Annotated in this window: 20 protein-coding genes; 4 read left to right on the top strand and 16 right to left on the bottom strand. The window is 48.9% G+C overall.

Annotation, left to right across the window (positions count from 1 at the left end):
• Positions 1-27: 27 nt before the first annotated feature.
• On the bottom strand, positions 28-1,662 hold the full coding sequence (locus tag KNQ03_RS10665; protein ID WP_251133333.1) for an ATP-binding protein: 1,635 nt from the start codon (positions 1,660-1,662) through the stop codon (positions 28-30).
• Positions 1,663-1,745: 83 nt separating this feature from the next.
• Positions 1,746-2,177, bottom strand: coding sequence for a YaiI/YqxD family protein (locus KNQ03_RS10660; RefSeq protein WP_050678315.1), 432 nt, complete (start codon positions 2,175-2,177; stop codon positions 1,746-1,748).
• 124 nt (positions 2,178-2,301) lie between these two features.
• Here KNQ03_RS10660 and KNQ03_RS10655 point away from each other — a divergent pair, with 124 nt between their 5' ends.
• Positions 2,302-4,047, top strand: coding sequence for an ABC transporter ATP-binding protein (locus KNQ03_RS10655; RefSeq protein ID WP_214724602.1), 1,746 nt, complete (start codon positions 2,302-2,304; stop codon positions 4,045-4,047).
• Entirely contained in the window at positions 4,044-4,925 is an 882-nt protein-coding gene (locus tag KNQ03_RS10650) for an NAD(P)-dependent oxidoreductase (protein WP_023467807.1), read from the top strand. The genes KNQ03_RS10655 and KNQ03_RS10650 overlap by 4 nt, the downstream gene beginning before the upstream one ends.
• Positions 4,926-4,977: 52 nt before the next feature.
• Here the strand turns inward: KNQ03_RS10650 and KNQ03_RS10645 are convergent, their stop codons facing one another.
• The 10 genes from KNQ03_RS10645 to acnA form a co-directional block, all read right to left on the bottom strand.
• Positions 4,978-5,613 carry a DUF975 family protein gene (locus KNQ03_RS10645; RefSeq protein ID WP_050678317.1) on the bottom strand — a complete coding sequence of 212 codons (636 nt, stop codon included), beginning with the start codon at positions 5,611-5,613 and terminating at the stop codon, positions 4,978-4,980.
• A 186-nt stretch (positions 5,614-5,799) separates the two neighbouring features.
• Positions 5,800-6,462 (bottom strand): copper homeostasis protein CutC, encoded by a 663-nt coding sequence (locus KNQ03_RS10640; protein WP_214724600.1) that lies wholly within the window; start codon positions 6,460-6,462, stop codon positions 5,800-5,802.
• Between the two features lie 25 nt (positions 6,463-6,487).
• Positions 6,488-7,252: a DeoR/GlpR family DNA-binding transcription regulator gene (locus tag KNQ03_RS10635; RefSeq protein ID WP_047391234.1), complete on the bottom strand. Its 765-nt coding sequence runs from the start codon at positions 7,250-7,252 to the stop codon at positions 6,488-6,490.
• Between the two features lie 191 nt (positions 7,253-7,443).
• Positions 7,444-8,058: a glycerol-3-phosphate 1-O-acyltransferase PlsY gene (plsY, locus tag KNQ03_RS10630; RefSeq protein WP_214724598.1), complete on the bottom strand. Its 615-nt coding sequence runs from the start codon at positions 8,056-8,058 to the stop codon at positions 7,444-7,446.
• A gap of 17 nt (positions 8,059-8,075) precedes the next feature.
• On the bottom strand, positions 8,076-9,107 hold the full coding sequence (locus KNQ03_RS10625; protein WP_149427060.1) for a M15 family metallopeptidase: 1,032 nt from the start codon (positions 9,105-9,107) through the stop codon (positions 8,076-8,078).
• A gap of 238 nt (positions 9,108-9,345) precedes the next feature.
• Positions 9,346-9,783 carry an acyl-CoA thioesterase gene (locus KNQ03_RS10620; RefSeq protein ID WP_023467801.1) on the bottom strand — a complete coding sequence of 146 codons (438 nt, stop codon included), beginning with the start codon at positions 9,781-9,783 and terminating at the stop codon, positions 9,346-9,348.
• Between the two features lie 12 nt (positions 9,784-9,795).
• On the bottom strand, positions 9,796-12,039 hold the full coding sequence (locus tag KNQ03_RS10615; RefSeq protein ID WP_023467800.1) for an AAA family ATPase: 2,244 nt from the start codon (positions 12,037-12,039) through the stop codon (positions 9,796-9,798).
• Between the two features lie 76 nt (positions 12,040-12,115).
• Positions 12,116-12,823 (bottom strand): hypothetical protein, encoded by a 708-nt coding sequence (locus KNQ03_RS10610; RefSeq protein WP_214724596.1) that lies wholly within the window; start codon positions 12,821-12,823, stop codon positions 12,116-12,118.
• A gap of 190 nt (positions 12,824-13,013) precedes the next feature.
• Entirely contained in the window at positions 13,014-13,478 is a 465-nt protein-coding gene (locus KNQ03_RS10605; protein WP_064300184.1) for a DUF3939 domain-containing protein, read from the bottom strand.
• Positions 13,479-13,535: 57 nt separating this feature from the next.
• The gene (gene acnA / locus KNQ03_RS10600) at positions 13,536-16,262 is read right to left on the bottom strand and encodes an aconitate hydratase AcnA (protein WP_023467797.1); all 2,727 of its coding nucleotides are present in this window, start codon (positions 16,260-16,262) and stop codon (positions 13,536-13,538) included.
• Between the two features lie 257 nt (positions 16,263-16,519).
• On the opposite strand from acnA, the gene KNQ03_RS10595 reads away from it, so the two are divergent.
• Entirely contained in the window at positions 16,520-17,014 is a 495-nt protein-coding gene (locus tag KNQ03_RS10595; protein ID WP_133208051.1) for a hypothetical protein, read from the top strand.
• Positions 17,015-17,047: 33 nt separating this feature from the next.
• On the opposite strand, the gene KNQ03_RS10590 is transcribed toward KNQ03_RS10595, so the two are convergent.
• Genes KNQ03_RS10590 through KNQ03_RS10580 form a run of 3 tightly spaced genes read right to left on the bottom strand, consistent with a single transcriptional unit; the run spans position 17,048 to position 19,700 of the window.
• Positions 17,048-17,629 (bottom strand): hypothetical protein, encoded by a 582-nt coding sequence (locus tag KNQ03_RS10590; protein WP_214724594.1) that lies wholly within the window; start codon positions 17,627-17,629, stop codon positions 17,048-17,050.
• 33 nt (positions 17,630-17,662) lie between these two features.
• On the bottom strand, positions 17,663-18,847 hold the full coding sequence (locus tag KNQ03_RS10585) for an RtcB family protein (RefSeq protein ID WP_214724593.1): 1,185 nt from the start codon (positions 18,845-18,847) through the stop codon (positions 17,663-17,665).
• Positions 18,848-18,878: 31 nt separating this feature from the next.
• Positions 18,879-19,700: a LysR family transcriptional regulator gene (locus KNQ03_RS10580; RefSeq protein ID WP_214724591.1), complete on the bottom strand. Its 822-nt coding sequence runs from the start codon at positions 19,698-19,700 to the stop codon at positions 18,879-18,881.
• Positions 19,701-19,807: 107 nt separating this feature from the next.
• Between KNQ03_RS10580 and KNQ03_RS10575 the strand changes: the two genes are divergently transcribed.
• Positions 19,808-21,046 carry a purine/pyrimidine permease gene (locus tag KNQ03_RS10575; RefSeq protein WP_214724589.1) on the top strand — a complete coding sequence of 413 codons (1,239 nt, stop codon included), beginning with the start codon at positions 19,808-19,810 and terminating at the stop codon, positions 21,044-21,046.
• A gap of 142 nt (positions 21,047-21,188) precedes the next feature.
• On the opposite strand, the gene KNQ03_RS10570 is transcribed toward KNQ03_RS10575, so the two are convergent.
• Positions 21,189-21,842, bottom strand: a complete 654-nt coding sequence (locus tag KNQ03_RS10570) for a hypothetical protein (RefSeq protein WP_214724587.1) — start codon at positions 21,840-21,842, stop codon at positions 21,189-21,191.
• Positions 21,843-21,873 lie beyond the last annotated feature (31 nt).

Below are 21,873 nucleotides of genomic sequence, written 5' to 3'. Positions count from 1 at the left end.
CTTCCTCCTTTCTCAGTCGATTGTCGGTCATGCGTCGAGCGGGAGTTGAATGATGAATGTACTGCCCTCTCCTTCCGTTGATTGGACGGAAATAGCTCCACCATGATCAAGCACGATCATGCGACAAATCGCGAGTCCTAAGCCGGTTCCACCGATTTTACGTGTATCCGAGTTATCTGCTCGGTAAAACTTATCAAAGATATAAGGTAGGGCTTTCTCTGGTATACCGAGCCCTTCGTCCGAAATCTCAATCCGTAATTGATCCGACTGGTTTGACCCTTTGATCCGGATTGCGCCACCTTCAGGTGAATATTTAATCGCGTTCATGATCAAGTTCGTGAACAGCTGTTTCATCTTTTCACTGCTTGCTGAAATCGTATAGGTGCCTGGATCGAACTGGACACTGATGCGATGCGCGCGACTCGCGAGATCAAACATCGGTTTCATCTCGAACATCAATTGTTTCACATCAAGCGGTTCTTTTTGCGTCCCATGCGTCGAATCTTCTCCTTTTTGAATTTCCAAGATGTCATTGATCAATTCCGCCAAACGAACGGTTTCTGAATGAATCGTCTGCAAATATCGCTTTTGGCGCTTCGGATCCACTTCTCGTTTCATCAATAATTCCGTGAAGCCCATGATGGAAGAGAGCGGTGTCCGCAACTCGTGCGACACGATCGAGACGAATTCTGCCTGCTTGAGATCAAGTTCCTTATCTTTCGTCACGTCCCGTAAGACGAGCATCATGCCCCACTCGACGTTTGCGATCGCAATCCGCTCGGCGTAAGCACTGAGTAGCAAGTTCCCCCGAAACGCTGATAGTTCGATCGTTTCTCCCGGAATATCTCCATTCATCAGTTGACCGATGTAGTCATGGAGTGCGTCTGGCTGATCGACATGTTCAAACAGCGACGTCGCCCGTTCGTAGGCGTGGCGGAATCCTTGCGCTTGATTGACGAGCTTCGGTGGAAACATGTTCAACAAAGCTTGGTTCGCATAGATCTGTTCCCCACTACTCTCGATGTATAGGACAGCTTCCCGAATCGAGTCCAGTAGCTGATACGTCTTGATCTTTTCATGCTCCATCTGATGGAATAACAGATGGCGCTCAAGCGTCATTCCGAGTTTTCGTGATAGATCAAGTAAGTCCCCGACTTGCTCTAGATTGAACTGAGGAAAAGCATGACGAATATAAAGTAACCCGACGACTTGTCCATTACTTGGAGATTGGACGGGAATCGCCGATTCGAACTGATCGCCAATCGGTAATTGAACCGATTTACGCATGACGAACGCCCGACGTAAGACCGAATATTGATCAAGATCTTTTTCAATCAGCTCCATCTCGTCGATGCCTTGCGCGACGAAATGATTCAACTGTTCACGACGGTACAAGAGGATGGCACCTTCTTTTACATCGAGCAGTTGCAACAGGATCGTCAGGACGGTCTCACAGGCCGCTTCGACATTTTGCGTCGCTAACGCTTCCATGATTTCATTGCGTTGCTTCAATTTCAGTTCGACTTCTAGTAAATTCTGTTGTAATCGATTGATTTCACGTTGATCGAGTGATGTGAGTCGTGCCTCAGCTGATGCTGGAACCGTTCCTTGGCGCAATCGGTAAGGACGGTCCTTCGAGTGGTCGCGTAAGATTCGTTTCAACGTGTATCCTCCTTTCAAAATTCATTCCTGTTACAAATTATAGCATGGTCCCTATTTGATCGACAGTTCGAGTACTGTCTTCCTTATATGCTGCTTTGCAATAATGCACGAAATGCCTCTTCAAAGGCCCGGTCCGCATCGCGCGTCCGTTTTTTCGGTCCTTTCGTCCGTCCACCCGCTCGTCGGATTTGTTGTCCGACATGGCGTGTATGAAGCAATAGATCGATATTCTCGTTCGTAAACTGACGACCATTTTGGTCCATCGCGAAGCCTCCTCGCGCTAAGACGAGTGCTGCTAAACCGTAGTCTTGGGTCACGACGAGATCGCCACGTTTCATCCGATTGACGATCGCGTAATCGACGGCATCTGGTCCTTGTCCGACCGTGATCGTCGTCGCCCCCTCCCGCATCATCTGGTGTGCTGTATCACAAACTAAAAAGACGTCACGTCCCTGTCGGTGTCGAACGACGAGATCGACAACGGGACATCCGTCTGCATCTACGAAAATAGACATCTGAATCCTCCCTTGTTGTTTCCACTATCAGTGTCACAAACCAAAAGATTTCTTGTCAAGTCGCGTTTTCCATTTGACCGTTTCTTCGTTCTTTCGGACAATGGAAAAGAGAGGATGTGTTGAAATGAACGCTGCGACGTTCCAATCTTTTTACCTGTTATTGAAAAAAACGAAACCCCCGGTCGGATTATTATCCGCTGCCGTTTCCGTCTCCGTCATCCAAGCGCTGGCTGCACTCGCCATTCCTTGGTTCTTAAAGACGTTGATTGATGGTTTTACAGTCGATCGACTGACTCCGCAGCTGATCAGTTTGTTCGTGATTGTCTTCGTCGTCCAAGTCGTCGCGAACGCCTTGTCCATCTATTGGTTACAGATCGTCGGTCAACGAATCGTCGCTAATTTGCGGACGCTCTTATGGAAACACCTGTTGACCTTATCGATTCCGTTCTATGATGAGACGAAATCTGGTGAGCTCGTCTCTCGGCTCAATAGTGACGCTACGACACTCCAGCAATTGCTGTCGGAGCAACTCGTCCGCCTGCTGACATCGCTCGTCTCGATCATCGGAGCAATCACGATCCTGTTCTTCCTCGACTGGCAGATGACACTCGTCATGGTCATCGCTGTACCCGTGACGTTACTAATCATCATTCCACTCGTGCGGAAGCTTCATAAGATATCCCGTGAGACTCAGAAGGAACTCGCAGGATTATCCGGTTTTTTTGCCGAGATGCTCGGCGAAGTCCGACTCGTCAAATCGCAAGCGACAGAACCCTATGAGTTGGACCGTGGGAAAACTCGCATTGAGAATCTTTATGGCTATGGCGTCAAGGAAGGACGAATTCAAGCCCTCTTGTTGCCAATATTCAACGTCACCTTAACGACGATGTTGATCTTGATCATTGGCTTTGGTGCCTACCGCGTCGCGACGAACCAGATTACGGCGGGTGAACTCGTCGCCTTCTCACTCTATTTGTTCCAAATCATGACGCCACTCGTGACGATGACTGAATTCATCACGAAGTTACAGAAGGCTCGCGGGGCGACAGAACGGATCATCGAGCTTCTCGATGAGACACCGGAAGCACCTGGAGCGCTTGTTGCGCCGCGTCCGTTCACGGACGTCACGGTCGATCACCTATCATTCGGATACAATGAGACGCCCATCCTACAGGATGTCAGCTTTACGTTACCACGCGGCAAGACGACAGCGATCGTCGGTCCGAGTGGATCCGGGAAGACGACATTATTCGCGATACTGGAGCGATTCTATCAACCGACGTCCGGGCAGATTCGACTCGGAGATCAATCCATCTCTGATTTGACACTATCGTCTTGGCGCCAAGCGATCGGTTATGTCGCCCAAGACTCCCCTGTTTTGTCAGGAACGATCCGTGACAATCTCGTCTATGGTCTTGCGGAAGACGTCAGTGAAGACAAAATCCGGGAGGCTGCACGGATGGCGAATGCCGATACGTTCATTGAACGTTTTCCGGAGGGGTATGCAACTGAAATCGGAGAACGGGGTGTCAAGTTGTCCGGTGGTCAACGCCAACGGATCGCGATCGCACGTGCACTCCTCCGAGATCCGGAAATTCTATTACTGGATGAAGCCACGTCAAGCCTCGATTCCGAGTCAGAGCGGGTCGTTCAGGAAGCACTCGAGCGATTGATGGTCGGACGGACGACGTTCGTCATCGCCCATCGTCTCGCGACAGTTCGTCATGCCGATCAAATCATCGTCCTTGAAGATGGTCGGATTTCCGGCATCGGGACACATGATCGTCTTGTCGTCGACAATCCATTGTATAATAAGCTCGTAACGCAACAATTCATCGGCACGGAACGTGCAAGGGGGAATCACGTATGAAGACAGTCGGTTTCATCGGATTAGGTGTCATGGGACAAGGCATGGTCCGCAATCTGCGCAAGGCAGGTTTTACAGTCAAAGGATATAATCGCACGAAAGAAAAAGGACTCGTCCTTGAAGCAGATGGTGTCGAGATCGTCGATACGATTCAAGACGTCGTCACCGATGTCGACGTCGTCATCTCGATCGTCGGTTATCCGCAAGACGTCGAGCAGATCTACTTCGAAGACGGAATCCTCGATCATGCGGCACCAGGAACGATTCTGATTGACATGACGACATCCAGTCCGGCTCTTGCAGAACGAATCGCGAAGGAAGCGGCAGCACGCGGTCTTCAGGCACTTGACGCACCTGTCACAGGTGGTGACCTCGGCGCGAAGAACGGAACACTCGCCATTCTCGTCGGTGGGGAAGAAGCGGCTTTCGCACAAGCGAAGCCCTTATTCGAAGCGATGGGAAAATCGATTTCACTCTTCGGTGGTCCTGGTAAAGGACAATCGGCGAAACTCGCGAACCAAATCGCGATTGCCGGCTCGATGATCGGAACAGCGGAGATGCTGTTGTTCGTCACGCGGTCCGGGATTGACCCGACGCAATTCATCGAGACGATCAAATCTGGTTCTGCCGGTAGCTGGAGTCTTGAGAACTTGATTCCGCGCGTCATCGCTGAAAACTACTCACCTGGTTTCTTCGTCAAACACTTCATCAAGGATATGCGCCTTGCCCTTGAGCGAGGAGCTGAGATGGGCATCGCGACACCTGGTCTCGCACTGACGAAGGATTTATATGAACAACTTGCTGAGCTGGGTCACGCCGATTCCGGTACACAAGCGCTTTATCTGTTGCTCGCCGAACGTTCACGCGCTTCGGTAGAATGAGCAAAAAGCCTGTACATTACGTCAGTCGACGTAGCGTACAGGCTTTTTTGATTCATCCCTCGACGGATGATTGACGTGTTGGTTTCAAGCGTTCATAGAAGTGTGCCATCGTCGTATCGAAATATGGCGTCAAGAAGATGACACCCACAGTACTAAGTAGTGCGAGGATACCCCAGCCGATGAAACTCAAGTAAAGCATGATCAATTCACGCTTATGCCCTTTCATCATCCGACGGCTCTCGCCAAGTACTTGCCAAAACGACAATTCTGGTCGGTCGACCAAAATGTACGGGACGAGGCGATACGCTAGATAAAAGTACAATGCCGGTAAAATCAAAAATGATCCGACATACACCAATACCGTCACAATCGCGTAAGCGGCAATCGTTCGAAAAGCACGTCGAAACGAAGAAAATCCTTCGAATAACGTTCCGATACCGGCAGACTCCCCGCGTGTGAAGCGTAAGTAAGCGATTGTTCGTCCAACCGTCACCGGAGCAAGGACGATCGTTACGACCATATTCAGTCCGATGAAACGGACCATGCTGTCGATGTCATCTTGGTCAAAGGACATCCGGCTTGCTGCAAGCGCAAAGATAAGGAAGTAGATGATCGAGATGCTTAGCCCGACCAGCCAACGTCCTTTTAGTGTACCAAGGGCGTCTTGTTTTAATTGTTTAGGGTTCATGTCGTACTCCTTCATTTCCACTATTTCCATCTTTGATTCTAGCGTAGTCCCGTTGAAAAACCTAGTTATCCCGCTCTGCTTTTCAAACGCGTCACGGAATCGTCGAAAATCCGTCACGAACACATACAAAAAAATCCATTTCTCTCATCTCATCAGATTTGAAAAATGGATTCGTGCGGTATAGGATTAGCGCAGAAGTCGCGTCAATGCCTCAACACGTTCTTTTTGAATGATACCGTCTTGTAAGACAGCGGATCCCACATGTAGTTCCGATGCCTTCGTCGCCTCAAGAAGTGCTTCCGCATTCTCAAGCGTAATCCCGGAACCTGGTAAGATGATCAAGTCCGGATGGTCCTCGATCAAGCGCGCGATTGTCTCTTTTCCTTCTACCGCCGTCGCTTGACCACCCGACGTCAAGATCCGGTCGACTTCTGGAAAATCAGCAAGCACTTCTGCCGCTTCGAGAATATCGCGACTACTGTCGATTGCTCGGTGGAACGTCAATGACAGTTCCCCTTTATGTTTGATGATTCGACCAAGGAAGCCTTCGTCGACGCGACCGTCTGCGGTCAATGAGCCGACGACGATCCCGGCAGCACCGAGTTCTCGGATCAAGTCGATATCCGTGATGATCGTTTCTTCGTCTGATTTCGAATAGACGAACGACTTACTATGTGGTCGAACGAGGACGTGAACTGGAATCTCGACCGTCGAGACGACTTGACGAATCAGTCCATAGCTCGGCGTCAACCCACCTTCGGATAATGCGGAAACGAGCTCGATCCGGTCCGCTCCGGCTTGTTCTGCTGCGACCGCTTCTTCTACGGTCGATGCGATGATTTCTAACATGATACATCCCTCCCGCATCAGTGTATCATGAGACGACCATCCAGTTCACGCGTTCGTTGAACAGTTTCATCTCCCACGATGGTGGATAGGAGGCTGGACTGAGGACGATCTTCGCACGTCGGAACTCTGCCACCTTATATTTACGATTGCCCTGGAATTCATCATTCGCCAAGAAGGCATAAACGTCTTTCGTACAACTAATGACGGCTTTTTGAATCAGCGAGGATTCAATATCATCGCTGACAAAGCCACGCTCGATTTCGGCACCGTCAAACGATAGAAAACAGGCATCAAAAGCGTAGGCATCGAGCGCCTGCAAGACTTCGACTCCGACCGTCTGCCCATAGGCATCGACCGTCCCACCAAGTAACCGAATTTCACCTTTGAACGGTCCCGTCTTGCGGCACTGCTCCAAGTGACTAGCGACCACTAGTGAATTCGTGACGATCGTCGCGTTCCCCGTTAAATACGGCAACAGATGCTCGACCGGCTCGCCTCGACCAAGAAAGATACAGGAATAATCGCTGAGCCATCCTTTCGCATAACGCGCTAAACGGCGAGACAACTGATCCGTCCGACGCGAGATCGGTGTTTCTCGTTTTCCTCCTTGATAGATGGCACCGCCATAGACGCGCTTCAACTGCCGTTCCCGTTCGAGCTCCTCTAAGTAGCGTCGTACCGTTTCTCCCGAGACATCGAGACGTTCGATCAAATCCTTCGTCATGACTTTCCCTTCCTCTTCCAGCCATTCCATGATGCGTGATTTCCGCTCTTCTCCTAACAACGACACGTGCGCTTCCCCCTTCACAGACAAGTTCTAGTTCTAGTGTATCGAACATCTGTAAAGGTCTTGTAAATCCGATGTAAATAAACGTGTAGTTCCTATGAAATGTCGTTGAATTCGTCCGTTATCCGACTTTTTCCACAAACAAAAGACGCATCCGCATCTCAATGAACGAGATGTAGATGCGTCTTAATGACTCATTCAGACGGTTTCTTTGCAAAGAGTGGAATCTTAGACTCTGTACCTTGGCGAATCCGTTGGATGTTCTCGCGGTGCTTGAAGATGACGAACAAGGCAAGAACCGTAAAGAACGTCGGAACGATCCAGTCGTTCGTCAAGACACCAATCGTGATGGAAACAACGATTCCGACACTTGCTGCCACGATTGAACTGAGCGACACCATCCGGCTCAGACGAAGTGTCGTCAAAAAGGAAACGAGCAGGAAGATGAACAGAACAGGGCTCGTCACGAGCAACATCCCTCCGGACGTCGCAACTGCCTTTCCGCCTTTGAACTTCGCGAAGATCGGATAGATGTGACCGATGACAGCTGCTAGTCCAGCAAACAACGGATGTATATCTGCTCCCATCAAGATTGGAACGAGACTTGCGACGACTCCTTTTCCGAAATCACCGATCAATACGATGATTCCCGCCTTTTTTCCCAAGACACGGAACGTATTCGTCGTTCCGAGATTCCCGCTACCGTGTTGGCGAATATCCATCCCATGTCCCCACTTCCCGACAAGAAGTGCGAACGGTATCGAACCAAGCAGATAGCCAAGAACTAAAATCCCTATGATTTCAATCATAGTCAACCTCCAACCTCTTAGTGACCGACTTTCATATATTCCTCAAGAGTCTGTCCGTTATTTTTAATTTGTGTCGCGGCATCGACACCGACATAACGAATGTGCCATGGCTCATACGTATAGCCTGTCCGTGATTGGAAGCCACGATCGTAGCGCACGATGAAACCATATTTAGCTGCGTTATTCGCAATCCATTTTCCTTCTTTCGTATCACCAAGGGCAGCCGTCAACCCGTTACCAACGCTTGGTGCCGAAATATCAAAAGCAAGACCTGTTTGGTGTTCACTGTTACCAGGGCGCGCTGAATATTGATCAGCAGCTGCCTTGCCATCACGTGCGACATAATTATTATACAATACTTTTTGACGTTCGCCTGAACGGAATCCACTAACTGCGTTCAATGTCACGCCTTCTTTTTTAGCAGCGGCAAACATCTTCTCCATCTGTTTCGCAGCTGGCGCCCGCATGTAGCTCTGCTCAAGTACACCTGAGTATGAGAAGCTGACGTCTGGGACGACGAGATCCGATGGTTTGTAGTCGATTGGCAAGCTGTATTTCTTATTGACGACGACGAGATTACCAAGTGATAGATCTGCTTTGGCATCTGCTGATTTATCGACGTCTGGTGTCTCATCTTCTGGTTTCGACGGTTTCTCTTGTTCTGGATCCTGAGATGAACTATCCGGTTTATCCGTCGATTCGTCTTTTTTGTCCTCTGTTTTGTTCTCTGAAGCTGGTGTATCGTCTTTTTGTTCTTCTTCTTTTTTCGTCTCATCTGAAGATTCTTGATCTTCTTGCGTTGCCGCATCAGACGAATTGTCTTCTTGTTTTGCTTCTTCTGACGTATCGTCTTTTGCTGTTTCGTCTGTTTTGTTTGTTTCTTCTTTGTTCGTGTCTTTTGCTGTGTCTTCTTTTTTCGTTTCGTCGTTTGATTGTTTTGTCTCATCTGATTTCTGTTCCGTTTTCGTTGTATCATCCGCTTGTTGATCCCCAGGATTACATCCTGCAAGGAGAAGCGCTAACGTACTGACGGTTACGATTTTTTTCATGAGTAAGACCCCTCTTCTTTTTATGCTTCTCTATGTTACCGCTAATCGTTCCATCCGTCGAGTCTACTTCCGACAGATGGAGTAAGTCCCTACCTTACTTCAGCTTCTTTATTTTCGCAAATGATCCTGACTTTGTCATCGGTCGTTAGTACCAAGTGCTAATTTTTACTGTTCAGACTGAAAAAAAGAAAAAAAGCGGAATCGATTCAAAAATCGATCCCGCTTTTGATGTATCTCTTCACGCTTCCGTTAAGAGTGCTGCGTCCGTCTCGCTCATCTTCTCATAAATTTCGTGCCAGTTCGGGAACACCTTCGGCAAGCGAATCGGTCGGAAGTTTTCCTTCTTGACGACGACATGTGTCGTCTTCGCAGATACCGCAAGCTTCCCGTCCGGATGTTTGACCGTATAGCCATAAATCGTCCGTAGTCCATCGTAATGATCAATCCAGACTGTGACGACCGCTGTATCACCGTACGTCAACGAGCGTTTGTAATCGAGATTGACATTCGTGACCGGGGAGACATACCCCGCATCTTCCATTTCCTTATAGTCAAGACCTAAGGACTGGATCAATTCCGTCCGTGCGAGTTCCAAATAGACGAGATAATTCGAATGATAGACGATGCCCATCATGTCCGTCTCGGCGTAGCGGACAGGTATTTCAATCGTGTGCATGTAGCTTCCCCCTTAAAAATCCTCTTTTTCAAGATAGGACCATTCTGAACCGGATAAGCTAACTTTGTCAATTAATCGCATCGACTGCTTCGCGATCGCCTGTTCGACGATCGTGATCGCCGCCCGTGCGTTTCCGTTTGGAACGACATCAATCTTCTCGGTAAGCGTCAATCGTGCGTCCTCCGTCAGCTCGTATCCGAACCGCGCTGCGTATCCTTCAATGATTTGAATCAACTCGTCTGGCGAGTAATTCGGGAAGTGGAATGACCGTTTGAAGCGTGATTTCAATCCTGGGTTACTCGCAAGCAAAGCGTTCATCTGTTGCTCGTAACCCGCAAGGACGACGACGAGATTATCTTGATGTTTCGTCATCTCATCCACGAGCGTATCAATCGCTTCCTTCCCGAAGTCGTTCGCTCCACCGTTTAACGCATACGCTTCATCGATGAATAAGACACCACCCAGCGCATCGCGAATTGCGTCTCGCGTCTTTTGCGCCGTTTGTCCGACGTAACCAGAGACAAGATCCGCCCGGCTGACGACTTTCAAGTGTCCCCGTTTTAAATAACCGCATTGTCGTAAGACATCGGCATAGAGCTGCGCGACGGTCGTCTTTCCGGTTCCGCTATTGCCGCTAAAGACCGCATGTAGTTCGACCGGTAAGACTTTATAACCAGCTTCCCGGCGACGTTTTTGCATCGACAACAGAGCTTCAATCTGTTTGAGTTCATCTTTAAGATCAGACAATCCGACGAGCGAAGCGATCCGCTCCTCAACGGTTGCATCCGGTTCTTGCACCATCTCGAAGTCTTCTTGTTCAAGTAAGGCAAAGTCTTCGTGACTGGCACTCTCTCCAAGGCTTGATCCCTTCTTGAAGATCGCATCAAGCACGATATTACGGACGGCGCGTCCATTTCCGAAACTGGCGTCAACCCGTTCTCGTTCCAGACGACCGAGCAACGCCCGCTCTGCTTGTTCCGTCAAGACGTAATCGTTCGCAGTCGCGATCGACCGTCCGATGGCGAGCAGCTCCTGATCCGTATAGTCGGCGAGTAGATAATGATTTGATTCCGGGAAACGGCTCCGGAGTCCAGGATTCGCCTTCAGGAAATCACGCATCTCTTCTGGGTATCCAGCAAGCACGACCGCAAATCGCCCTGCATATTCCCCACTCGTCATCGCTGCGACGAGCGTATCAATCGCGGCCTGACCATAATCGTTCCCACTTTGTCCGGCACGTTTTAAGGCATAGGCTTCATCGATGAAGAGCACCCCTCCGACGGCTTCGCGGACTTTACTCATGACCTGTTCTTCCGTCTGACCGACGAACGCACCGACGAGTGACGAACGATCCGTCTCGACGACTTCCGGTCGTTCGAGAAGTCCGAGCTCGTGATAGATCTTTGCCATCAGACGGGCAAGGGTTGTTTTCCCGGTTCCGGGATTACCCATGAAGATCATGTGTAGCGATGGTTGATCGCTTGAACGGTAGCCATCTTCCGATCGCTTCTGTTGATACTTCAAGAAGCGATACATATGATGGACCCGTTGTTTGATGTCTTCGAGACCAATCATCGCGTCAAGTTCCTCGAGTGCTGAGCGTTCGACTTGTTTGCTTTCGACAGGGAGCAAAGCGACGACACGTTTGAGATCCTGGATCGTCGTCGCTTTCAGTTCCGTCATCTCGCGAAACGCTTCCCGGGAATAGAAACGCTCTTGTAGGCTGTCGACGAATGTCTGCGCTGTCTGTTCAAGCGTGGCACTCGAACGTAGTAATGCCGTTCCAGCCTCGAACAGTTCTGTCCAGCGTCCGGCATCCAACCGACGCAGTCGTTCCGTCAGTTCGACGATTTGTTCCGTCTCCTCGACGATTTGGCTTGCCTGGAGAATCAGTTCCTTCGTCGCTGATCGTTTGGCGTTCGCATTGTCCGTCTCGCGAATCGTCGGAAACGTATGCGCAACAAGGCGCTGATACGTACTTTGTAATTGTTGTTCCGTCAACAACTGCTCAAGACGGGCTGGCAAACGACCATGCTGACGGATTTCTTGCATCCAGCTCTCAGCTAAGGCGTCCAGTCGTCCCGTCATGATATAGCGATGTTCGACGAGTAACGCCAAGATGCGGACGAGTGCTTCCGTCTCTCCAAGCAAGCGGCTACTTTGAGCATAACGTAGCGCAAGCACCTCCTCGACCTTCGCGCCCTCTTCCCACGCTTTGATTTGATTGAACATCTCCTCTTTCGAGAATGCTTCCATGTTGAACCTCCTGCGTCTCGAAAAAACCGACTTTGTCCGCTACCGTTTCGTAGCGTCATCGCCGGCCGTTTCTTGTTTATTTTGCTTTTAACCAATCCGGATCGAACGAATCGATCGTTTCAAAACTCTTCATCTTGACAGAGTAGAACAATTTACCGTTATTGCGTGACTCCGCACCGAGTACTTTCGAACGGTCGGAAGCGACATAATACGTTGCTTGTTCTTGGTTGTTTTCTTTATCGAAGATCGATGGATATTGTTTGATCCATTCTTCTGGTACCGTGCTGGACGGTTCTTTTTTCACGTACACGTCCGCTGCCATTCCGGCGATGTCCGCTTCTCCCTCGACTTGTCCAAAGTCACCTTTGTTGATGAAAGCGAGGATCTGTTCGTTGAAGCCACGTGAGAGGAATGGGCGCGGCGCACTGACACTTTTGCCCGCTTTCGTCTCATTGACTAACTTCCCTGTCGCATCATACTCACGGAACATCGTCCCGTTCCAGATCGCAAGCGATCCTTTTGACGGACCGTCTACGACTTCTGTCCGGAAATGACCTTTGTCATTAAAGACGACTTCATACGTGCGTGATTCAAGTTCATCTTTTTTCGTCGCGAGCTTCTTCTCAACATATTGGATGCGTGTCATCGTATAAAACGGTTTGACCGTCGCGGCTTTTTCATCGCTTGCGGTCTGCGTCTTGTTCAAGAGATAAAAATTGTAGGCAAGGAGGATCGCCATTGCCACGATTGCTACTGCAATCCACGTGCTCGTTCGTTTCGTCATGCCATGTACACCTTCCTAGCTCAAGTCTCTATTCCTTATCATCGTATCGGTTTTATAAGGAGAATACAAAGGGTTTGTCCGAGATTTCACGATTTCTGACTAAATTCGTCAGACTTTTGAACAAATCTGAAAACGGTCAGGACGACAAAAAAAGGCGAACCGAATGAATTCGGTCCACCCTTGATTACGTTTATGCTTCCTTCGGCGTCAGCGAGACGATCATCGACTCATCGACCAAGTAATAGCTATGATGCGGCATTTCACGCAAATAGCCATCTTGAAACAACATCGCGCAGTCGACTTGGAACGTTTTGCTATACGGTTTCAACGGGAGTTTCTTCACCCGGTCAAAATAGCGATCGACGGCAACCTGGACATGATCCATCTCATAGACAAGTTCCCGGTCTTTTGCCTCCATGATGGTGAATGTCTCACGCGACATGTAAAACACTTGTGTCGAACGTGCTTTCAAATACGGCTCCAGCTGCTTTAAGTCGATGCGTTGCTCATTATCTAGAAGCACTGTCCGATTCGTTCCTTTCGGTAGTTCGGATTCAAAGGCATGCGTCGCTTGTTTGACTTCATCAAGCGTCACGTCACGCATCGGCAACGGCTGATCGTCCTTCGGTTGAAACCACTTCTTGAATCGGTTCACCTTTTTCCTCCTCTCGTCAAAAAAAGGTGGGGTTTCCCCCACCTTTGATTAGACAACTTATGCTTGTTGGAGACGCTCACGAAGGACCATTGGAAGGATCCCGCCGTGACGGTAGTAATCGATGTCGACTTCTGAATCGAAGCGAGCGATCGCTTCAAACTCAGTGACTTTTCCATCTGCCGCTGTCGCTGTGACTTTAACGATGTCACGTGGACGAACAGACTCATCGATTGCGATGCTGATTGCTTCTTCACCTGTTAAACCAAGTGTTTCAGCTGTCGTACCTGCCACGTATTGTAGTGGAAGAACACCCATCATGACGAGGTTTGAACGGTGAATCCGCTCGAAGCTCTCCGCGATGACGGCTTTGACGCCGAGCAAGTTCGTTCCTTTTGCTGCCCAGTCACGTGAAGAACCCATACCGTAATCTTTACCAGCGAGGATGACGAGACCTGTGCCATCTTCTTTGTACTTCATCGCAGCATCGTACATCGCCATCGTTTCGCCTGTTGGCCAGTACGTCGTGAAGCCACCTTCTGTACCTGGTGCGACTTGGTTACGGATGCGGATGTTCGCGAACGTTCCGCGCATCATGATTTCGTGGTTACCACGACGTGAACCGTATGAGTTGAAGTCTTTTGGTGCAACCCCTTTATTGACGAGGTATTGACCGGCTGGTGTCGTTTTCGAGAATGAACCAGCTGGTGAGATGTGGTCCGTCGTGACCGAATCAGCGAACTTACCGAAGACACGGAGTCCGTTGAGGGCTTCGACTTGACCAGCTTCCTTCGCCAAGTTCTCGAAGAACGGTGGGTTTTGGATGTACGTCGACTCACCGTCGAAGTCGTACTGATCCCCTGTTGGCACGTCAAGGTTGTTCCAACGTTCGTTTCCTGTGAAGACTGAATCGTATTCTGCACGGAAGCTTTCTGGTGTGACGACCGTGTTGATGATCGTTTGGATCTCATCACGTGAAGGCCAGATGTCAGCGAAGAAGACTTCTTGTCCGTCTTTGCCTGTTCCGAGTGACGCGTTCATGATATCGACGTCGACTGTTCCTGCAAGTGCATACGCGACGACGAGTGGCGGTGAAGCCAAGTAGTTCGCTTTGACGAGCGGGTGGACACGACCTTCGAAGTTACGGTTACCGGAGAGGACAGACGAAACGAGTAAGTCTGAACCGAGGATCGCGTCTTCGACAGCGCGGTCGAGCGGACCGGAGTTACCGATACATGTCGTACAGCCGTAACCGACCGTGTTGAAGCCGAGTTCGTCAAGGTACGTTTGGAGTCCTGATTTCTCGAGGTAATCCGTAACGACCTTCGATCCTGGCGCAAGTGATGTCTTGACGTATTTTGGAACCGAAAGACCGAGTTCGATCGCTTTTTTCGCGACGAGTCCAGCACCGATCATGACGTATGGGTTTGATGTGTTCGTACAGCTCGTGATCGCAGCGATTGCCACGTCACCAGTACGCATTTCAACTGCTTCGTCTTCGAACTGAACGACAGCGACTTTGTTCGCTTCTTCTTCGGCTAAACCGAATCCAGCGTTTCCTTGTGGAGCCGTCAACGCTTTTTTGAATGATGTATGAACATCCGTCAAATCGATCCGGTCTTGTGGACGTTTTGGTCCAGCAAGGGCAGGAACGATCGTCGAAAGATCGAGTTCGACTGTTTTCGTGAATGTTGGATCTTCGTTTTGTGGCGTGTAGAACAAACCGTTTGCTTTCGAGTAGTTCTCGACTTTTTCGATCAATTCTTCATCGCGACCTGTCAGACGAAGGTACGTCAATGTTTCTGTGTCGACTGGGAAGAATCCACATGTTGCACCGTATTCTGGCGCCATGTTCGCGATTGTTGCCCGGTCAGAAAGTGACATCAAGTGGAGTGATGGACCGAAGAACTCGACGAATTTACCGACGACGTTCTCTTGACGGAGCATTTCCGTTACACGAAGTGCAACGTCTGTTGCTGTCGTTCCTGGGTGCATCTCACCTGTGATGCGTACACCGATGACTTCAGGTACTGGGAAGAACGATGGCTGTCCGAGCATGCCCGCTTCCGCTTCGATCCCACCGACTCCCCAACCGAGGACGCCAAGACCGTTGATCATCGTCGTGTGTGAGTCCGTTCCGACGAGTGTATCCGGGTACACATCAACTGTACCGTCTGCTGTTTCCTTTTCGAGGACGACAGATGCCAAGTACTCGAGGTTAACTTGGTGGACGATCCCTGTCGCTGGTGGTACAGCACGGTAGTTATCGAATGCCGATGTCGCCCAGCGAAGTAATTTGTAACGCTCTTCGTTACGTTCGAATTCGAGATCCATGTTTTCTGCAAGTGCTCCAGCAAAACCGTAAGCATCGACTTGAACCGAGTGGTCAACGACGAGGTCGACTGGTACTTCTGGGTTGATGACCGATGGATCTCCACCGAGATCTTGCATGGCTTTACGAAGTGACGCGAGGTCAACGACCGTTGGAACACCTGTGAAATCCTGAAGGATAACGCGTGACGGTTTGAACGGAACATCGACATCGTTCGAAACTTGAGCTGTTCCCCATTTCGCCAAGTTCTCGACGTGTTCACGTGTGATCGAACGACCATCTTGTTGACGAAGTACTGACTCGAGTAGGACACGAATCGAGTATGGAAGACGTTTGACTTCCGTCAATCCGAGTTCTTCCAATTTTTCAAGACTATAGTACTGATAATTCTTACCGTTTGCTTCAAACGAACGGCGTGCGCCAAAGACATCTTGCGACACATCTGTTTGCTTCATGGTGATTCCCCCTTTAAGTGTTCACGACATCAAGCCCCTGATACCGCTTACTTGTACAGTTCTATCATAGTATAATATGGATTCCGTTACAATTTGAAAGAACAAAAGACTTTCGATAAGTTTTACTTATTGCCGATATTAGAAAATTATTCTGTTGTCCTGTTTTTCTCATATTTCCAGTCATGCGTTTCCATTTAGAATGTTCAGGGTACTTAAAAAGTGTAGTACGATATCCGATTCTTGTGGAGGCGTTTATTATGGCGAAATATAAAAGCGATGCAACGCACGTCATTACGACAATCATTTTCAGTGATTTAGAAAAAGCAAAAACAGGCTTTGCGATGATTAAGGATCTCGAAGCAATCAAGGAAATCGAGATGGATCAGATGGTTCTCGCAAAACGTGACGAAGCAGAGGGCTTCTCTTTCATCGATGCCATCGACTTCACGCAACAGGACCAATCCTTTAAAGGCTCATTGATCGGCATGGCGATTGGTGTCGTCGGAGGTCCGTTCGGTATGCTCGTCGGTTCCGTTGCTGGTTATTTAATCGGTGCGAACCGGGATGAAAAGAATGAACGGGAATCGTTTGATTTATTCAACCGGACGCTGAATCAGATTGATCCCGACCATTACGGTGTCATCTTGATCAGTGAAGTCAACGAAGATTCAGAAGCCGTCAATGCGATCGCTGCTGAACTCGGAGCGACGATTCGCCGGACAGGTGAGACATTACCGGATGGTGCAGTCTAATCAAATCAGAGTTGTCTTCTTTACGTTCTCGTTTTAAACGGGAACGTTTTTTAATTCCTGGATCACCTGTTTTGCTGCTTCCTGTGTCGTGTCAGAATCTACTTTGTTTAATGAATTTTGTTGTACGGATATGAGGATGTTTTTGTAGCTAATGATAATGAGCTCGCCGTAACCACCGTTTGATTGATACTGAACCAGATCATTTCCTATGTATCGATCCGTATACGCAAAATGAATCGCTAACTGCGTATCTTGTTTCTGGTTTTCAAAATAAAGTGTCTCCTGTGTCGACGGTGTGTCAATCGTTCCGTCAACCGTTAACCAACGTCTCTTACCAAAACTCAATGATTGGTCGACAGCCGTGAAGTCTGCACCGATCGTACTTTCCTTCAACTGAAACTGGTCCATCTTCAAGTGTTCATTCATATGCTTGAACAGCCTTTCATACTGAACTGGATTTAAGTTGTGGTGTTTCGTCTGATTCGTCTTCTGATTCGTATGCGTAGTGGTTTTGACTTCTACTTTTTTCTGTTCCGTCGTGACCGCCTCATCCGTGCATCCAGCGATCAAAAACAAACTTGAAAACAGAATCAACATAGTCCCCTTATAGTTCATAGAATATCCTCCCCAATTGATGATACCCTTCCATCATTTCGCCTTAAAGTTGTACAGCGGTTTAATGATCTCGACGACATCGACCGTTTCTTTCGTGTTACGGATGATTTCGTCCATCGGTTTATAGACGAACGGCGACTCGTCACGTGTCGATGCGACGACTGAGCTTGACCAGACATCGGTCATCGTCTTTTCGAACGCATCCAGTTCCACTGTTTTGAATGCTTTTGACCGCGACATGATACGACCTGCTCCATGTGGCGCGGAATAGTTCCAATCGGGATTGCCTTTTCCGACGACGATTAAGGAGCCGTCACGCATGTTCATCGGAATGATTGCCCGCTCGCCGGCTTTTGCAGAGATGGCACCTTTTCTTAGAATCATTGCGTCAAGATCGATATAGTTGTGGATCGTATCGAATTGATCCGCTACCGTCCATCCCATCGCCTCGAAAATGACCTCGGTCATCGCCTGACGGTTCAATGCTGCGTATCGTTGGGCAATCTTAAGATCATGGAGGTAACGCTCCATCGCTTCGCCGGAAACAGATGCTAAATCTTTGTTAAACGTAGACCGTTTTTCCTTCAATTGCTGTAAGGTCGTCTGTATATCCGACTCGCGTCCGTGTTGTTTTAATTCGGCGATGACTCGGTCCGCGTCAAATTGGAAGCGGGCCGTTTCCGCTTCTGCTTGATAATGTTCGGCAATCGTCTTTCCAAGATTGCGACTACCAGAATGAATGACGAGATAGCGCTGTCCTGCTGCATCCTGGTTCAGTTCGATGAAATGATTCCCTCCACCAAGCGTACCGATCGATAATCGTGCCCGTGTTTCGTTAAACGGTGCAAGCACTTGATCAAACGGTACCTGTTCGGACAATGGATGAGCTTGCTGACGTACCGACATGCCACTTGGAACGAGACGCTGAATCGTCGCGTCAAGTTCCGCATAATCGATTGGTTCTTGTTCAGCAAGTCGTGTACATAACATGCCGCAACCGATATCAACACCGACGAGGTTCGGTACGACCTCGTCCGTCACATGCATCGTCGTTCCGATGACAGATCCTTTTCCAGCATGACAATCCGGCATGATCCGGACGCGACTGTCTGTCGCAAATTGTTCCTCTAACATAGCTGTGACTTGCTTAATTGTCAGGTCGTCGACGTTATCCGTGAAAATCTTTGCTTCCCCATACGTGCCTTGAATCGTTTTCATACGATCGTTCCTTTCTTTCCTATCCATTTAATTATTCTGCTGTTTCTTTCATGATTTCAATGAATTGTTTTGTCAGTGTCGTCGGTCCCGTCTCTGTCAACCAGACGAAGGCTGTCGTACTCGCGGCACCGGATAGGTATGTCTGGTGCAGCCCTGTCATATCCAGTTCCCGCAACGTACTCTCCGGCAAAACGGTCACCGCCTGTCCACTGCGTACGAGTCCAATCAGCGTCAAGACATCGGAACACGTCTCTTGCGATACGACACCGAGCCGTTGACTTAACGTCTGAAAGACACCGAGTCCTTCTTGACTCGGAATGATGAGATCCGCAGTCGGGTGATCCGGATGCCAGACTTGATGAAACGGTTCTTCTTCCATCCATTCGATCGAAATCCCTTGCGCATCAATCGGCAGACGGACGAACGCCGCATCAAGCGACCGCTCTTTCAACCGTTCGATGAGCGCACTCGATTCTCCTTGGTGGACTTGCAAGATGATGCCGGGATGTCGTCGTTTCATCTGCTCGATCCAGTCGACAAGCCGACTAGCTGATAACGTGTTGACACCAATCCGCAAAATCCCTGTTCGCCCGGCTTCGATGTCGCTCACTTCCATCCGTGTCTCCTGCTCGAACTGCAGCAAAGAAACCGCTCGTTCATATAAGCGGTTGCCGCTCGGTGTAATCCGGATCCCGCGTCCTGCCCGCTCAATCAGACGAACGCCTAGCTCTTCTTCCATCCGCCGGATTTGCTGCGTCAAGGCAGGTTGTGCCATCCGTAAGCGCTCCGCTGCCCGCGTGACGGATTGTTCCTCGACGACCGCACAAAAATAGCGGTACTGGCGTAAATCCATATTCATCATCTCTTTCATATGTTTTCATGTATAAAGATATATGAATCATAACATCAATCATATGCTATGATGCAGGAATATCTGAAGTTTAAGAAAGGAGCTTTTTCATGAAACAAACGACTTCTACCTTCCAGTGGATCGTCTTTTTACTCGCGAACACGATTGCTTTACCAATCGTCGTCGCCAGTCTGTTCGACCTCTCATCAGTTGAGACTGCTGCCCTTGTCCAACGGTCGTTCTTTGTAGGCGGGATTGCCTGTTTCCTACACGGAGCCTTCGGCCACCGGCTTCCGATCGTATCGGGACCTGCCGGATCATGGGTCAGCATCTTCGTCGTCATCGCCGCACTACCAGTCGATTCAAAAACAGCATTTACGATCGCGATGGCAGCCGTCGTCATTGCCGGCGTCGTTCTCATCATTCTCGGTTTGACAGGATGGACGAAATACTTATTACCCGTCTTCACACCGCTCGTCAGCGGAACGTTTTTGCTCTTATTATGTATTCAATTGACAGGTGTTATGCTCGGTGCCGTTCTCGCCGTCGAAGCAACACGTCTCGCCGGTATCATCACGTTCTTTCTCGTGCTCGGACTCAGCCAATTTGGACCGAGTCGCTTACGCCCGTTTGCCTTGATGATCGGAATCATCGTCGGTTGGCTCGTCAGCCGTCCGTCGCTTCCTACGTCGTCTAGTTTGTTCGCACCACCACAAGCGTTACCGTTCGGATGGCCACAGTTTGACGGCAGTGCATTTCTTGTCGCGATTCCATTCGCAATCTTGCTCGTCGTCAATTTAATTGCCGCTTTAAGCGCCGTCGAAGCGACGCTTCAAAAACAAGGACGTCTGCACCAAGGGTTATCCATCGAAGGTGTCATTCATTTACTCGCTGCTACGTTCTCGACGCTTGTGCCAGTTCCTTTACCCATTACGAGCGGGTTCATCGCGCAAACGGGAAGCCGGAAACGTCGCCCGTTCTTGATTGCCTCACTCGTCATTGCACTAATCGGGTTCTTCCCAAGCTTGATTGGGATCATCGCGACCTTACCGCGTAGCGTCGCGAGTGCCGCGTTGCTTGCGACATTGCCGCACATGTTCCTGATTGCTTGGCAGTCTGCGGAAAGTAACATGGAGAATAGCCGTCGCCGCCATGCGTTTGCGATCAGTGCTGTCATCGGCATCAGTATCTTGTTGCAATCGACCGTCATCGCGGAAGTCCTGCCTTTGACGCTTCGTCCGTTCCTCAGTAACGGATTACTCGTCGGAACGATGCTTGTGCTCGGTTTCGAAATCATCGAAAAAGTTCGCTCACGTCGCGCGAAACAAGCGGATCGATTGGCGAGCTAAATGGTATTGTACGACCGGACGATGTCATCATCCTCGCTTTCCTGTAAGGGTCAAGGATGAACATCTCGTCCTGAATCATTCAAACAGCAAGGGAGTTCGATTCCGAATATGTTTCGGTTATCGAGCTCCCTTGCTGTTTGCTTTATTTAATTCGAATGACACGATCATCTATCGATTCCGTTTTTCCTCCGTCATCGATTATTAAAAATACTTCCTTAGCATTAAAGGTTGTCTCTTGAAGATACTCTCTCACTTTATCCTGCAGACGATAGTCATGATGTTCTGGAATTTGTTCTAGTTCAATGATGTGAATACTAAAAACTAAACTTACATCACTGTAATTTTTTGTAGCTTTTTTATCGATGTTCTTTTTTGTTTCTTCTAAAAAATGTGTCCGTTTCTCCTCTAATGTTTCCAAACTATTTAATCGAGATCTCCACATCCCCTTTTCGTTCAAGGATTTAGCAACTTCAACTTCTTTTAGACCATTTATGTACGATGTAAATTCAAGCTTTTCGATTGAACCATCTTCTAACTTCATTAATGCATCATATCCTTGGTTCCCAATGATAATCTTAATTTGAGCACCTTCAGGAAAATAAGCTGATTTCGAAAAAGTATAAGCTGGAATGAATTCCTCGATGAACTCTTTAAATCGTCCTTTTTTCAATCTGATTAACTCAGTGATATGACGATTTTTACTAGATTCTTTTTTTATGTAATTATAGTATTCATCCACCTGTTTTTTATTTCGAAAACTTGATAAGTCATCTAGCACTTTGAAATATTCTTGCAATCCTCTCACTCCTATACTAGATATAACAAAG

Source organism: Exiguobacterium sp. s143 (assembly GCF_018618895.1).
GTDB classification, from domain to species: domain Bacteria; phylum Bacillota; class Bacilli; order Exiguobacteriales; family Exiguobacteriaceae; genus Exiguobacterium_A; species Exiguobacterium_A abrahamii.
The sequence above is the reverse complement of the archived record's forward strand: the minus strand, read 5'-3'. Positions and strand labels throughout refer to the sequence as shown.

Excerpts from the sequence above, each read along its gene's own strand:
- KNQ03_RS10660 (WP_050678315.1), bottom strand. The coding sequence starts at position 2,177 with ATGTCTATTTTCGTAGATGCAGACGGATGTCCCGTTGTCGATCTCGTC.
- KNQ03_RS10585 (WP_214724593.1), bottom strand. The coding sequence starts at position 18,847 with ATGAAAACGATTCAAGGCACGTATGGGGAAGCAAAGATTTTCACGGAT.
- KNQ03_RS10610 (WP_214724596.1), bottom strand. The coding sequence starts at position 12,823 with ATGACGAAACGAACGAGCACGTGGATTGCAGTAGCAATCGTGGCAATG.
- plsY (WP_214724598.1), bottom strand. The coding sequence starts at position 8,058 with ATGATTGAAATCATAGGGATTTTAGTTCTTGGCTATCTGCTTGGTTCG.
- KNQ03_RS10620 (WP_023467801.1), bottom strand. The coding sequence starts at position 9,783 with ATGCACACGATTGAAATACCTGTCCGCTACGCCGAGACGGACATGATG.
- acnA (WP_023467797.1), bottom strand. The coding sequence starts at position 16,262 with ATGAAGCAAACAGATGTGTCGCAAGATGTCTTTGGCGCACGCCGTTCG.
- KNQ03_RS10595 (WP_133208051.1), top strand. The coding sequence starts at position 16,520 with ATGGCGAAATATAAAAGCGATGCAACGCACGTCATTACGACAATCATT.
- KNQ03_RS10580 (WP_214724591.1), bottom strand. The coding sequence starts at position 19,700 with ATGGATTTACGCCAGTACCGCTATTTTTGTGCGGTCGTCGAGGAACAA.
- KNQ03_RS10590 (WP_214724594.1), bottom strand. The coding sequence starts at position 17,629 with ATGAACTATAAGGGGACTATGTTGATTCTGTTTTCAAGTTTGTTTTTG.
- KNQ03_RS10650 (WP_023467807.1), top strand. The coding sequence starts at position 4,044 with ATGAAGACAGTCGGTTTCATCGGATTAGGTGTCATGGGACAAGGCATG.
- KNQ03_RS10640 (WP_214724600.1), bottom strand. The coding sequence starts at position 6,462 with ATGTTAGAAATCATCGCATCGACCGTAGAAGAAGCGGTCGCAGCAGAA.
- KNQ03_RS10655 (WP_214724602.1), top strand. The coding sequence starts at position 2,302 with ATGAACGCTGCGACGTTCCAATCTTTTTACCTGTTATTGAAAAAAACG.
- KNQ03_RS10645 (WP_050678317.1), bottom strand. The coding sequence starts at position 5,613 with ATGAACCCTAAACAATTAAAACAAGACGCCCTTGGTACACTAAAAGGA.
- KNQ03_RS10615 (WP_023467800.1), bottom strand. The coding sequence starts at position 12,039 with ATGGAAGCATTCTCGAAAGAGGAGATGTTCAATCAAATCAAAGCGTGG.
- KNQ03_RS10625 (WP_149427060.1), bottom strand. The coding sequence starts at position 9,107 with ATGAAAAAAATCGTAACCGTCAGTACGTTAGCGCTTCTCCTTGCAGGA.
- KNQ03_RS10575 (WP_214724589.1), top strand. The coding sequence starts at position 19,808 with ATGAAACAAACGACTTCTACCTTCCAGTGGATCGTCTTTTTACTCGCG.